The following is a 13,716-nucleotide window of genomic DNA, read 5'->3' as shown; positions in this document are numbered from 1 at the left end:
GATGATAATTGTAAAAATAAACTAGTCGTGTCAGCCTCCCAAAAAAAATAAAATTATTACTCTTTACCTTAGAACTAGGCTATCTAGCTTCTCTCTTTCTAGTTTTACTAAATGACACTAGTGTTGCAAAGACTCCTCAACCTATCTAAAACTTGATATAAAGCTATCCAGACAAAAAAAAATCCTTTATACTACTCTTGGATGACTTATCCAAGACCAATAAAAAGGACCACAACATGGATAAGTATAACTCAAAAACTTCATTTCAGAAATGGTTTTCTTCAATAAATTTGAATAATTTATCGGAAGAAGCCAAAAATTGGATGCAACAATTTAATTCTTACAGTAAAAAACTGGACTTCACGACCACAATTAAAGTTCTGTTACATGCCGTTTATGAAGAGCTTCCAAGCTTTCGCGAAATGGACAGATCCTTTATGGATCGAAGTCTTCGCCAAGAAATAGGCATAGATTCGCTGTGCTACAGTTCACTTTCTCGTAAAATTCCTGAAATCAGTCAAGAAGTTCTAATGGAGATCTTTGCGCAGTTGGCTCAGAAAGTGGCAAAAGAACGACCAAGTTCAAAAACAACTAGCCTTCAACTTGTTGATTCAACCACGATCCCGTTGAATAAGACGCGGTTTCCATGGGCAAATTTTCGGAAAACTAAAGCAGGTATCAAGCTTCATTTGAACCTCTGTTATCTGGACAAAACCAATCAATACCCAGAACATTTTACGATTACTAATGCCGAAGAACATGACCGGAATCATTTCGAATGTTTAGTGGACAAAACAGAAGCGACCTATGTTGTGGATCGCGGCTATTTTGATTACAAACTGCTGGATCACCTGCACAATGACGGTTATTTCTTTGTGACACGAACAAAATCCAATACGACGATTACAGTCTTAGAACAAATTGAACTCGTGAATCCAAAAACAACAGACGGTCAACTTATCAGTGATCAACACGTCATTTTAGGCGGCGGAAACAATCACGTCACCGAACGATTTCGTCTTGTGACCGTTTTGACGAAAGGTCAACGTCTCTTGCGAATCGTTACCAATCGTTTTGATATTTCGCCAAATGAAGTCGCCGACATGTATCAAGCACGTTGGCAAATTGAGCTGTTTTTCAAACATTTAAAACAGAATCTGGCAATCAAGCAACTTTACTCACGAAGCGAACAAGGTGCAATTAATCAAGTGATTCTCACCCTTATCGCGACGCTGTTAACCTATTTGGTAAAGATCGAATTGAATTCGGTAGCGACACTTTTCCAGTTAAAGCGCTCATTTCATTATCTACGTTTTGAGCCTGCAGAAATCTGGTTAGAGCGCCACAGACCCGGGTGATTTTGACTAAATACGTTGTCGACGCTTTTAGGATTCAGTTAAATACGACCAAAATTTTCTGGAAAAAAGTCATCCCTTGCGTAAGCATTCGACTTTTTTTTAAATTTTAGCGAAAGATAGTTTTCAGATTATTCTGACTATATTTGCGCAACACTAGTGACTAAATGAGCGTATTAAAACAAGTTGGGATTAAAAAACGAAAAAAAAGGACCACTAGCAGCCCTCTTCTTTCCATGAACTTATTCCCCCACCAAATTATTCAATTCCGTCGTGTTTATTAATTGACGCTTCTTTGGCTAGACTATACCAACGATGTGTATAGCTCATCAACTTCTGCCCCATCTTTCCATCATAGTGAAGACCCGTCCTCTCAGCATATTTTTCAGCTGTCTGATGAAAGAGGGCCTCTACATTACACAAGCTACGCCAACAACTCTCTTCAGTTCGAAAATCCAACAAATTATCCAACGCCTGATTCTCGTCCTCATTTAGATGATCACGTAAATACTTATAGTTTTTCCCAACACTCAACGAATAACGCGTATTTTCGCCTACCTGCCAACTAAACAAACGTAATAATTCCTGATAACAGTAGTCGTACAGATGATCACGAGCATAAGCTAGCTCTTGTCGATAAAGGCCTTTCACGACATAAGTTGAGACCCACCAAAACTCATTACAACAATCAGAAAACTCATCATTTGAAGGTTTTTTTACCCAATACTCTTTATCTGTAGCCGCCGAAACTTGAGGTAGAATATGACAAGGATCATAAATAATCTCTAACAAGTGATCTTCCTCTAACCAATTTTCAACTTCTGACAGGGGGCATAAAGTCAAATCAATCCGCGTATCATCCATAAACTGCATCAAAAAAGTAAACCGTTTGCCTAAACTTGGTTCAAACAACGTCATTTCTTCTGGCGTTTGCATAATCAAACGTTCGCCAAATGCTTCAAGCCAAGAACGCTCAGCCAAAAGTCCGTTCATATTGTTCACAACATACACAATATCATAGTCTTGAAAGATATCCTTAGGTGCTCTTTTGTTAGTTCTTGACCCATTCATTCCGATTGCTAAAATCTCAGGATGTGTTTTGGCGACTTCCATAATCACCATCATCATCTCTTCTTCTGTTCTCAAATGCCTTCCCTCCATAAATTAAAAAATAGTAAAAATTCTAAAGAAACTTCTAAATTCAAGAAAATTTTCGTGTTCCATTTCCCCATTTGTTACTATTAGTGTATCACCAGAAAGGAATTATTCAATGAAAAAATGGATGAAGTTTTTAGGACTACTTTTGGGGATTGGTTGTCTTTATACGGCTCTTGTTATCGGTTTAATTTTTAGTCAAGCAACAGCTACACCCAAAAATGAGGTCAAAACACTGCTCGTTTTAGGCGCACAAATTCGAGGAGAAACGGCAGATACAGCCTATCCAAGTCCCGTCTTAAAAGAACGTTTGAATACGGCCGCAAATTATTGGCAAAAACATCCTGAAATCACCATCATCGTAAGTGGTGGACAAGGAGCAGATGAGCCGACAAGTGAAGCTGCAGTCATGTCTGATTATTTGATAGATCAAGGCGTTGCGGCTGATAAAATATTAAAAGAAGAGCAATCAAAACGAACACAAGAAAATATTCAGTTTTCAAACGAGCTCTACTCTCTATCTGATGTTGCTGTTGTTACAAATGATTTTCACATGTATCGTTCACAAATGCTAATGAAACGTCAAGGAATCAATAATGTCAGTGGACTCTCAGCCAAATCGGAAACCACATCAACACTTTCAAACTATCTTCGCGAGATTATCGCTTTAGGGTACGGCCTCATTTTCGATTGGTAAACAACCTCCAGATTCCCAAAATCAAAAAAACGAGAAAATTATCTTTTCTCGTTTTTTTATGCTATACTTTTATGTCGCTATTGTAAGTCTAGGAGGATTTCACAGATGAATGAAAAACAAATCGAACAGCAACATGTCACTGAAACGATTTCTCTAATAAACATAGAACAACAACTCTTATCAAAACAAAAAAATAAAGCATCACAAGAGATGGAACAACAATCAAAAGAAACATCTGAATACAGAATACGAACAGGCACAAATGAAGCTTTTTACGAGTCAGTTGTTGAATATCGACAACACGAACAAGAGTTATTAATCAAATATAATTCCTTAGCCACTCAAGAAAAACGACTAAAAACCTTAGCAACCATGTCTGATAGCCCTTATTTTGCCCGAATTGATTTTAAAGAAGAAGCGGAAACGGAAACACTCTACTTAGGTATTGCTTCATTACGTGATAAACACGAGGAGACCATCATCATCGATTGGCGAGCACCTATTGCCAACCTCTATTATGAAGGTGAGCTTGGAGAGGCCTACTATGAATCTGTCGATGAACGACTTCATGTCGAGCTGCTATTAAAGCGTCAGTTTAAAATTAAAAATGGAAAGATTTTGTCGATGGTCGACACATCTGAGGCAATCAACGATGATTTTCTTTTAGAGATTCTTGATGAAGCGTCTAGCTCGCGAATGAAAAATATTGTTGCGACCATCCAAAAAGCACAAAACCAAATCATTCGAGATAGTCAAAGTAAAATTATGCTAATTGAAGGAATCGCCGGAAGTGGAAAAACTTCTGCATTATTACAACGAGTAGCCTTCATCCTTTATCATAATCGAAAGTGGTTAGATTCTGAACAAGTACTCTTATTCTCACCAAACCATTTATTCACCGATTACATTTCTACAGTCTTACCTTCTTTAGGCGAGACAGGAATCCCTACTCAGACCTTTAGAAACTATATAGAACAACTGCTTCCTGGGCTTTCACTTAAGGAAGAGGTTAACCGAGAAGAACTCTTTTTATCCGGTGATGAAAATAAACTTGAACGAGTAAAAAGTGGGCTTGACTTGGTCAAACAAATGAACCATTACACGAAAAAGATTACTGAATTTGGGCCTCTTTTTCGCGATTTAAAGTTAGACGGGCGTGTCATTTTATCCAAAGAAAAAATTCGTAACTGGTATCAAGCCACAAATGTCCAACTCCCTATGCATCAACGAGTAGTCTTGTTGCAAACCAAACTCTATAATAAACTAGGCGGTTTACAAAATGATGAACGCAGACAGCCATGGGTAAAAGAGATGGTCGACAGCAAGATTGAAGAGGTTTATGAAAATGATCCAAATCTAGATTATACCGAAGAAAAAGAAAAAAGCTTGCGCAAAAAAATTGCTAAACAACTCGTTGAAAAGAAATTTAAAAAAATTGAGCGCTTGATTCAACGCTATCGCTTCATAAATACTCAGAAACAATATTTACATTTTCTTCAAACGATTCCACAAACACTTTTAGTAAATAAAGGTGTTTCAAACAATCGTTGGACGAATTCGCTCAAAGAATTGCGTCAACATTTAATTCATAAAGAAATTCCTCAAGAAGATGCGGTTCTCTTCTTTTTACTAATGAAGAAACTTCATCCTGTTGATGTAGCACAAAAAGCGCGTTACATTTTTGTCGATGAAATGCAAGACTTCTCACCAGCGCAAGTCGCTTTGCTCCATCAGCTCTATCCGAAAGCTAACCTGACTTTCTGTGGTGATTTAAACCAAAAAGTCTTTGGAAATGAAACCATCGTTGCTTCAATTGATCAATTATTCCCACAGCAACCCGTTACTCGTTTCCAATTAACGACGAGCTATCGTTCAACAAAAGAAATCACAGACTTTGCAAACCAATTTTTATCACAAGACGAACGTGTTCAAACGACGACTCGTGATGGAAAATTACCAACGCTTATAAACAGCCAAAGTACCTCTGCAACACTGGACTGGCTGCTTACTTACCTAGAAGACACCAAGGATGAGGCACAATACTGGCGTACGGCAATCATCTGTAAACACGCCAAAGACTGCCAAGCTTTATATGAGCAGCTCCCAGAAACGATGCATCGTAGCACTCAATTGATTGTGGATGAGGATGACTTTATGAAACGTCAACTCCTAATCATTCCGGCCTATCTAGCAAAAGGTCTGGAATTTGATCGGGTTTTTGCTTGGGATGTTAAGGCAGACAACTTCTCTACTGTACAAGACAAACTTGTTTTATACACCATTTGTACTCGTGCTATGCATGAGTTAACCATTCTATCTGGTGTCAAACCAAGCCTATTACTTGAAAATATCGACAAAGATCTTGTGAATATCATCCAATTATAGGAATTGCTAAAAGCGCATCAAATTCAATTTTTTGAACTGAATTTGATGCGCTTTTATTTAGACCGTAAAACTCACCGGACCATATTTTAGACTAACTATTTTTAAAATAATTCGTAATTCTGATAGGTTTTCTTCTGAAGTCTCATCAAATACTTTACTATGACGACCGATTGATTTGTTATTAATCAATCGATAAATGCGGTTCCATTCGACAAATTGTTCAAGTGAATAAAAATTACTCAGTGGAAAGCCCGCACCATCCAAGATTTCTGACAAACGAAAATTTAAAAAAGCACTGTCTAAATAGATAGGCCCTTTCTTCATATCCGTTCGATGTTTATCCATAATAATCTTGTCTGGTTGATTATTCAAATACCACTCCAATAGTAATAAAAAGCCTTCAAAGCGATAATCATCTGAAAAAAGTAATTGAGAGTGCTCCGCTCGTCTAAATGCTAACGGGATACGATAAATTTTTTTATAAACCAATGTTGGAAGATGTTCAAATGTACAAGTTAAATAACGATTCAAATATCCTGTCGAACGAAAATTAGCTAATTGATATCCCTGAACGCCGAACAATTGATATTTTTCGCATAAATATGAACAAGCTTCCACAGGGACTGCTAATTCTTCAACTTTTTTATAGCCACTCAAAATGCGGTCAAAAGGCTCTAAGGTAATTGCTTGCATCATCCACATTCTCCTTAATATATCTTACTTTTTAGTAATTCTTCATTAAATTTATTAAGGAACTTTATGCTCGTTCACTTTCCTAAATTTCACTTACTTTATCCTTTCTTCATAGTAGCATAATTTCTTTCAGATAAAAACCAAAAAAACGTTCATTTTAAATAAAATAACATTATTTTTTTGAATATAATTCTCTAGATAATAATCGTTATAAAATAACATCCGTTCGAATTTATAATACAAGGAATCTTAATTAGCTTATCCATGAGCTTGACCTTTATGATTTCATTTTCTCTTTTATCAATAATTATTCAAAAATTTATTATACATGCTGTTGTAGAATTTGATATACTAGGATAGGCTATCAAATTCTAGCCAGCAAAATATAAAAAGGAGTCTTATCATACAATGACCTATATCCTATTTTTCTTTATGGCATTATTTATCTCTGGAATTCGGTTTGCAGCAAAAGATGAATTTCACTCAGACTATATGTCAAAAAAACAGACAACAACAATTAATGGAATTTTTGTATTTCTAGTGCTATTATCACATGCAACCCAATATTTAAATTTATCAACGCCAAATAGTGCCCTCTATCTCCAATTGCGAGCATTTCTTGGGCAAGGGGTAGTTGTTACTTTCTTATTCTATTCAGGATTTGGAATCATGACGTCTATTCAAAAAAAAGGAACCCAATATGTTAAAGGAATTCCTATAAAAATTTTCAAGCTTCTGTTGCAGTTTGACGTTGTCGTTATACTCTTTATATTGGTAAATCTATTTACTGAGTATTCTATGCTGTTAAAAACCACATTACTGGCATTTACTAGCTGGACTTCTTTAAGAAACAGCAACTGGTATATAACTTCAATGCTGATTCTATTACTTTTCACTTTTTTTGCCTTCAGCATTGCGAGAAAGTACACAGTAATAGGAGTTATTTTGACTACATTATTCACGATTGCTATTGTTTACTTCTTTATGAAAATAAATAGACCTGGCTACACATATAACACTATGATCTGCTTTCCTTTTGGTATGTTTTTCGCTTATATCAAACCTATGTTTGATAAGCTTGTTAAGAATGATTTAGTATACATCATTGTTTGTTTAATCACCTTTACAATCGCAGCATATTCCAAGGTTCATATAAGTAACGGGATAGAAATGTATTCATTATTTATGATGTTTTTGGCTTTTTCTTTTGTTGTTTTTACCAAAAAAATTAAAATTGAAAGTCCATTATTGGACTGGCTCGGATCGCATGTCTTCAGCATATATATACTGCAGCGCATCCCGATGATTCTATTATCTTATTACGGTGTGAATCGTCATTACTTTATCTTTACTATGCTTAGCTTTTTCATGACCTTAATCTTGGCATTACTATTTGACCAATATGTTATGAAATTAGTAAATTACCTAGGTGATAGTTTGCAAAGACTCTTTTCAAAAAAAGAAGTGAACAATTGAATTCTATGAATGAAAAGTGGCTAAGGTATCATACCTCGCCACTTTTTTACTCTTTACTTATCAAACTCATCAATTCAAATCCTGTATTCATATCAGAATATATCGAACACACAACAAATCGTTCCTTACCAGAAAATTCCACCAATTTATAACGACCAAAAGCTGCTGGAATATGATGGTGTCCATGAATTACACCAATAATAGGAAAATGCTCAAACAGCTGATTGATTTTAGGCTCAGAACAAATATAATCCTTGCTATACGCAGCACTTCTTGGTGAAAGTCGACTAAGCTCATTAAATAATGGCGCATGAGAAACAATAACTGTTGGTGTCACATAATCATCACCAAGTAGTTCTTTTAGCGTAGTTAAAAGAAACCGCTGAAGCTCTTTTTTTCGTTTAGTTAACGCAACAGGAATGGTCAATCCTATATAACGAACGCCTTCATGAACCACACTTTGATTGTGTAATATTCTCATCTTGGGAAAGTTCTTCTGAATCTCGTTTTTGACAACTTTATAAAAAGCATGGTTACCAATCGGCAGTAGCGGCCAAGCGTCAACAGGATTCTCTCTGAGTAATTTGAACCATTCGTAGCCAAAAAATGGCTGCCATTTTTGCCACGTTTCATCGTTCAAATCTGTCGTTTTGGGAAGAACGGCTGATAACTCATGCCCTCCTATAACATATATCCCCTTAATTTTTTTATTTATGACTTCTGAATCAAGTATATCCCCAGCTAGAATATTAAAGTTGGGATTGCTAAATGGAAATTTCCCATCCTTTATATGCATATCAGAAACAACATTCACAATGTTCGTATTCTCTGTTGGTAACATATTCTCGAAATACTTCTTCAATTCTTCTGGCGCCACACTATGTGCCACGTAACCTTTTCGCACATCTGCTAACTCTTTGCCAAACTCTGAACGTAACAGCGGCTGATTATTCGTAAGCTGCGGTTGAGTAGTTTGACTAAGTGATTGCACAATTGTTTGTCGTATTTCACTTGGTAGAAGCGTTAAGCCTTGAGAAATATCAGAATCAAAAGTTAATTGTTTGGACATCTCCTGTCCATTTAAAGAACTTTCCTGTTGCACGCCCTCTAACAATAAAATATTTTTTCCATCAGTCGTTACTGGTAACGAATGAGTGAGTTCAACGACAAATTTGAGGTATTCAGCTATATAACCAGCAATACCTGTTTTTTGATTCTCACTAAATAAAAACTTACCTGCCAAATTGGCTGAGAGCGGTCCCGTTTCATCATGCTGCAATAGTCGTCCTACCACTTGAATCTCAAGTAATGGGTTTTGCAAAATTGCTTGATACGCTTGTGCAACTTCTGACGAGTCCTTTCCTAGTTTCTTTTTGGTCACTTGAAAAAGGCTCAGCACTAGATACTGCTCAATATTTGACTTATGCATCTCAATGTACTGTCGAACATCTTCAGGATGAAGCAAGTATTGAATAGCCGCACGCTGAATATAATTTCTCCCTGTATCATAAGGAATCGCAGAGTATACAATATCTCCTTTTGATGAGATTTCTAACGTTTGACTTCGCGTGTTACAAGTCATCTGGAAATAATTGTTCTTAAATAAGGTTTTGTTGACTGGACGCCGTTTATTTTCAGGATACAGCTCAAAACGTCTCGTTAATGTTGTGGGTAACATTCCTTTCTCCGCTGCTGGTAAATACTCTTTCTTACTCATAAGTTCTTTGCCATTACTCACGCCCATTCAACCACCTCATTCATTTAAAATAATCTTCTACAACTTCGCGTCTTATTATATCATTTCTTGAGTGGTTAGTAGCCAGAAACCCCTCAAAAATTCGTATGCCCCTTCATCATAAGATAGGAATAGTCAAAAACCAGAAGGAAATAGGCTCTTTTCCTTCTGGTTTAGGTTCTCATTATTTCAATCTAGGCGCTAAAGCTAAAGTAACTTTCGTTCTACTTTTGCCCCTTATATGCCCATATTTGATCTCTCAACGCTTAAAATCTAATTCCTACCCGTTGATACACGCGCATTCTTAATCTAAATCAACATTATGGAAGATTTGTTGTACATCTTCTAAATCTTCTAAGACATCAATCATCTTTTCAAATTTTTGTAAATCGTCACCTTCTAATGTTACCTCATTTTGAGGAAGCATTTGAATTTCAGCAACAGAAAACTCTTCAATTCCTTTTTCTTTCAAGGCCTGTTGAATAGCATGGAAATCTTCAGGTTCACCATAAACAATCAACTGATCCTCTTCTTCTAGGATATCTCGAACATCGATATCTTTTTCCATTAGGTATTCAAGCAGCTCATCTGCATCTTGACCGCTAAAACCAAAGATTGCAGTGTTATCAAACATATAAGAAACAGCACCACTGACACCCATATTCCCACCATTTTTACCAAAAGCTGCACGAACATCTGCTGCTGTTCGGTTTACGTTATTCGTTAATGTATCAACAATTACCATTGAGCCATTTGGTCCGAATCCTTCATAACGTAGCTCAGAGTATTGTTCATCACCTGATCCTTTTGCTTTTTCAATCGCACGATCAATAATATGTTTTGGTACATTATATGTTTTGGCACGTTCAATAACAAAACGCAATTTTTGATTCGCATGTGGATCAGGATCCCCAGACTTTGCTGCTGCATAAATTTCAATTCCAAATTTTGCATAAATCCGGCTATTATTTGCATCTTTTGCGGTTTTTTTTGCTACAATATTTGCCCATTTACGACCCATAATATCACGTCTCTTTCTTTTCTCTGTAATTTTCTATTCTAAAACATCCTGTATTATTATACTTGTGAAATCCATTTCTGTGAAGCTTTTTTTATTTTGTAATCACTTATTTTTTTTGCGCAGAGACTAGAAGCATCATCGGCCTTCTTAATTCATCCTTCATTCCTGGTATTTCTAACATGGCTGGGTCTGGCTGAGCTTCAATCACCTCGATTAATTCAAAGCCATTTACTAATAGACTATTTAGATACGTTGTTAGCGTTTTATGATACTTCACAACTTCTGCCCCTAGAAATTGTGTCCTTCTTAATCCTTCTTCAAAGTAACGATCTACTGGCCAAGCAAGAATCTCTCCTTGTTCATCATACAGCCAATCCTCTGTTCCTTCAGCTGTAAATACCGGATGTTCCACAGAAAAGACGAACTGACCTTTCTCGTCCAATAGAGAATGGACCTTCTTAACAATTTCTTCAAATGACGAAACATAATGTAGAGCTAAAGAACTGATGACACAATCAAAAGTTCCCAATTGGTCAATTTCCTCCATCTTCATCACTTGATAATCAATCGTTGCTTCGGTCGTCATTTCTTGGGCTTTTTTAACCATCCGTGTCGAAACATCTATTCCTAAAACAGAAGAAGCACCTTGTTGACTTGCATAACGGCAATGCCAGCCATAACCACAACCCAAATCAAGTACGCGTTTATCTGTGAAATTGGGAAATAATTTTTTTAGCTGGTGCCATTCACCCGCTCCAGAGAGACCTTTTTTTGAACGAGCCATCTGAGCATATTTTTCAAAGAAATCTGGATTATCATATTCATTCATATTATTCATCCTCCACTTTAATCGGAAACCGACCAAAATTTTGTTCTGCTTTATTGATTCCTAGCTGATAAATCTTATCTCCTCTAATCAGAAGCTGGTATTGCTCTTCTTCCTTCTTACCAATTTTTGAAACAAATGGATATTGGCTCGCTTTTTTTCTTTCTTTTAGATATGCTTGACCTTTTTTTGTAAATCCTAACACATGTAAATAAGGTTTTTCCCATTGTGTCTTTATCTCATGCTCCTTAACATTCAACAATATATAACAAGCAAGTCGCTGTAATCGAGTCTGTGTATAACGTTTTGACTTCACTGCTTGAATAAACTGATCAAACGTTTTAGAAGACGTAGCAGCTTTTTTTATTCGATACTCTAACCCTTCTTTTACCTGATAAATCTGTTGCAGCTCTAACACCTCAGTGGAAAGAATTTTATAACGCAGATACGGCCAGTAATCCTCCCACGAAGTAACATGTTGCTCAAGTAAGTCAGCTTGCGTTTCTTTAGGTACGTAGCTTTCTGTCGACTGGTTGTTCTTCGCTGCATTTCGAATCGCTGTGGCACTAGCTATCGCACCTTTTGCTAACTGGTTATCATGATAACCTGCAGATTTTCTAAAGATTGGGTAGATTTTCATCGGTGATTTGTACAAGGCATTTTCTTTGGCATAACTTAGCCCTAAAATATGATTTGGTGAGATAAAATCCAATGAAATTTCTGGATACAGCTTACGAAATACTTCAGTCATTTTCTGCGCATAGGAAAGGGAAGAGTCTTCTAGCGAGTTAAATTCTTGATCAATTTTTTCTTTATTTTCTTTAACAAAAGCTCCAAACACTTCATAATCAAACGCTTGTTCACTATCTGTCCCAAAGCAAAGACTTGCGCAACCAACTGCCTGCAATAGCTGAATAGCTCCTTTAGCAAAATAGTCAGCTGACTGAACTGACCACTCAAAAGGCAACTCAATCACTAAATCCGCACCGTTTTGTAATGCTTGATTAGCGCGAATCCACTTGTCCATAATTGCAGGCTCGCCCCTTTGCAAAAAATTACCACTCATGACAGCAACAATTACCTCAGCCTTACTTGCCTCTCTTGCCTGCTTTAAATGATAAAGGTGTCCATTATGAAACGGATTATATTCTACAACCACTCCACAACTTTTCATAGGCGCTCCTTTTTATCGTTTAGTTTGACTCAGCTCGATAAAAAAGGTCAAGACGACTCACAAGGTATTGCCTCTCGTGTCCTGTCCCAACCTCTTAATAGTAAGTCAATTGATATTTATTTTTGACAAACGAAAAACCAGCGTTTACTCGTCTCTGTCGGTGCCTCATCTGTATAATCAGCATAAACTGACACTTGAGTAAAGCCCGCACTTTCAAGCATCGTTAAATAGTTCTCCATTGTATACGTCCGTTCTTGATGAAGCTCATCTTCTCGAATAAATTGACTAGGATCTTCTGGATTTTCAATAAAGAAAGTCAGAAAATGTTCAATACTATGCTCTTTTTTCCCAGGATAGCTATCCCATAAAAACGCAAAATCGTCTGTTTGATAGTGGTAGCTATATTCTGGAAAGACCGTATCCACTTGATACACCGAATGAACATCAAAGATAAATGTCCCCTCATCTTTTAACGCTTGGAACACTTCGTCAAAAACTTGCTGAACCTCTTGTCGGTTGGACATGTAACATAAAGAATCTGAAAAACATGTAATTACTTCATACTGCCCAACTTCTGATAAATCAAGCATATTTCCCTGAACAAATTGAACTTCAACCTCTTCATCAATTGCCCGATTACTGGCGATCATTAACATTTCTTCTGACAAATCTAACCCAGTCACTTGATAACCATCTTTAGCAAAAGCTACTGCTAAAGCACCTGTTCCACAAGCAAGCTCAAAGACTTCCTTAGTATTCTCCGGGAAGTGACGCTTTGAGAAAGTTAGCCATTGTTCATACAAATTCGTATCCATGACTTCATCATATACAAATGCAAAGGTCTCGTAAGCCATTTTAGCTGACCCACTCATTAATGCTAACTAATGGGGCATCTGACCACAATTTTTCTAAATTGTAGAAGCTACGTTCTGAAGCATGGAAAACATGGACAATAACATCGCCCAAATCGATTAGGACCCATTTGCCTCCTTCTTTTCCTTCTACACGTTTAACTTCTACTTTCTCTTGTTCTTCTTGATCGATGACTTCTTCAACAATCGCATTAATTTGACGTTCACTATTTCCTGAACAAATAATAAAATAATCTGCCAATAAAGAAATTTCTCTAACATCTAGAACCATAATATCCTCAGCACGTTTTGAATCGGCTGCTTTTACTGCAATCTCTAACATCTGTT

At 36.6% G+C, this 13,716-nt stretch carries 12 protein-coding genes; 4 read left to right on the top strand and 8 right to left on the bottom strand.

What is annotated here, in order from left to right; genetic code table 11:
• Window positions 1-236: 236 nt before the first annotated feature.
• The gene (locus IGI37_RS06280; RefSeq protein ID WP_438759920.1) at window positions 237-1,358 is read left to right on the top strand and encodes an IS4 family transposase; all 1,122 of its coding nucleotides are present in this window, start codon (window positions 237-239) and stop codon (window positions 1,356-1,358) included.
• 255 nt (window positions 1,359-1,613) lie between these two features.
• Here the strand turns inward: IGI37_RS06280 and IGI37_RS06275 are convergent, their stop codons facing one another.
• A complete protein-coding gene (locus IGI37_RS06275; protein ID WP_438760582.1) occupies window positions 1,614-2,501 on the bottom strand; it encodes an aminoglycoside 6-adenylyltransferase in 888 nt (295 codons plus the stop codon).
• Between the two features lie 124 nt (window positions 2,502-2,625).
• Between IGI37_RS06275 and IGI37_RS06270 the strand changes: the two genes are divergently transcribed.
• Together IGI37_RS06270 and helD are read left to right on the top strand one after the other, a co-directional pair.
• Window positions 2,626-3,207, top strand: a complete 582-nt coding sequence (locus tag IGI37_RS06270; RefSeq protein ID WP_438760581.1) for a YdcF family protein — start codon at window positions 2,626-2,628, stop codon at window positions 3,205-3,207.
• Window positions 3,208-3,312: 105 nt separating this feature from the next.
• Complete coding sequence (helD, locus tag IGI37_RS06265; RefSeq protein WP_438760580.1) at window positions 3,313-5,592, top strand: RNA polymerase recycling motor HelD; 2,280 nt, start codon at window positions 3,313-3,315, stop codon at window positions 5,590-5,592.
• A 57-nt stretch (window positions 5,593-5,649) separates the two neighbouring features.
• Here helD and IGI37_RS06260 read toward each other — a convergent pair whose 3' ends face one another.
• On the bottom strand, window positions 5,650-6,288 hold the full coding sequence (locus tag IGI37_RS06260; RefSeq protein ID WP_438760579.1) for a hypothetical protein: 639 nt from the start codon (window positions 6,286-6,288) through the stop codon (window positions 5,650-5,652).
• A 405-nt stretch (window positions 6,289-6,693) separates the two neighbouring features.
• Here IGI37_RS06260 and IGI37_RS06255 point away from each other — a divergent pair, with 405 nt between their 5' ends.
• Window positions 6,694-7,761 carry an acyltransferase family protein gene (locus IGI37_RS06255; RefSeq protein ID WP_438760578.1) on the top strand — a complete coding sequence of 356 codons (1,068 nt, stop codon included), beginning with the start codon at window positions 6,694-6,696 and terminating at the stop codon, window positions 7,759-7,761.
• Window positions 7,762-7,807: 46 nt separating this feature from the next.
• Here the strand turns inward: IGI37_RS06255 and IGI37_RS06250 are convergent, their stop codons facing one another.
• The 6 genes from IGI37_RS06250 to rsfS form a co-directional block, all read right to left on the bottom strand.
• Window positions 7,808-9,505: a metallophosphoesterase gene (locus tag IGI37_RS06250; protein ID WP_438760577.1), complete on the bottom strand. Its 1,698-nt coding sequence runs from the start codon at window positions 9,503-9,505 to the stop codon at window positions 7,808-7,810.
• Between the two features lie 295 nt (window positions 9,506-9,800).
• Complete coding sequence (locus IGI37_RS06245) at window positions 9,801-10,517, bottom strand: YebC/PmpR family DNA-binding transcriptional regulator (RefSeq protein ID WP_438760576.1); 717 nt, start codon at window positions 10,515-10,517, stop codon at window positions 9,801-9,803.
• 106 nt (window positions 10,518-10,623) lie between these two features.
• Entirely contained in the window at window positions 10,624-11,346 is a 723-nt protein-coding gene (locus IGI37_RS06240; RefSeq protein ID WP_438760575.1) for a class I SAM-dependent methyltransferase, read from the bottom strand.
• Between the two features lies 1 nt (window position 11,347).
• Window positions 11,348-12,517: a nucleotidyltransferase gene (locus tag IGI37_RS06235; RefSeq protein ID WP_438760574.1), complete on the bottom strand. Its 1,170-nt coding sequence runs from the start codon at window positions 12,515-12,517 to the stop codon at window positions 11,348-11,350.
• Window positions 12,518-12,633: 116 nt separating this feature from the next.
• Window positions 12,634-13,371, bottom strand: a complete 738-nt coding sequence (locus tag IGI37_RS06230; protein ID WP_438760573.1) for a class I SAM-dependent DNA methyltransferase — start codon at window positions 13,369-13,371, stop codon at window positions 12,634-12,636.
• Between the two features lies 1 nt (window position 13,372).
• On the bottom strand, window positions 13,373-13,711 hold the full coding sequence (rsfS, locus tag IGI37_RS06225) for a ribosome silencing factor (protein ID WP_438760572.1): 339 nt from the start codon (window positions 13,709-13,711) through the stop codon (window positions 13,373-13,375).
• Window positions 13,712-13,716: the final 5 nt, after the last annotated feature.

Origin of the sequence: Enterococcus sp. AZ194, assembly GCF_051713825.1 — a bacterium.
GTDB lineage: Bacteria > Bacillota > Bacilli > Lactobacillales > Enterococcaceae > Enterococcus_K.
The sequence above is the reverse complement of the archived record's forward strand: the minus strand, read 5'-3'. Positions and strand labels throughout refer to the sequence as shown.

What these genes read in the sequence shown, in the direction of transcription:
- IGI37_RS06280 (WP_438759920.1), top strand. Translation starts at nt 237, where the DNA reads ATGGATAAGTATAACTCAAAAACTTCATTTCAGAAATGGTTTTCTTCA.
- IGI37_RS06270 (WP_438760581.1), top strand. Translation starts at nt 2,626, where the DNA reads ATGAAAAAATGGATGAAGTTTTTAGGACTACTTTTGGGGATTGGTTGT.
- helD (WP_438760580.1), top strand. Translation starts at nt 3,313, where the DNA reads ATGAATGAAAAACAAATCGAACAGCAACATGTCACTGAAACGATTTCT.
- IGI37_RS06260 (WP_438760579.1), bottom strand. Translation starts at nt 6,288, where the DNA reads ATGATGCAAGCAATTACCTTAGAGCCTTTTGACCGCATTTTGAGTGGC.
- IGI37_RS06255 (WP_438760578.1), top strand. Translation starts at nt 6,694, where the DNA reads ATGACCTATATCCTATTTTTCTTTATGGCATTATTTATCTCTGGAATT.
- IGI37_RS06250 (WP_438760577.1), bottom strand. Translation starts at nt 9,505, where the DNA reads ATGGGCGTGAGTAATGGCAAAGAACTTATGAGTAAGAAAGAGTATTTA.
- IGI37_RS06245 (WP_438760576.1), bottom strand. Translation starts at nt 10,517, where the DNA reads ATGGGTCGTAAATGGGCAAATATTGTAGCAAAAAAAACCGCAAAAGAT.
- IGI37_RS06240 (WP_438760575.1), bottom strand. Translation starts at nt 11,346, where the DNA reads ATGAATGAATATGATAATCCAGATTTCTTTGAAAAATATGCTCAGATG.
- IGI37_RS06235 (WP_438760574.1), bottom strand. Translation starts at nt 12,517, where the DNA reads ATGAAAAGTTGTGGAGTGGTTGTAGAATATAATCCGTTTCATAATGGA.
- IGI37_RS06230 (WP_438760573.1), bottom strand. Translation starts at nt 13,371, where the DNA reads ATGGCTTACGAGACCTTTGCATTTGTATATGATGAAGTCATGGATACG.
- rsfS (WP_438760572.1), bottom strand. Translation starts at nt 13,711, where the DNA reads ATGTTAGAGATTGCAGTAAAAGCAGCCGATTCAAAACGTGCTGAGGAT.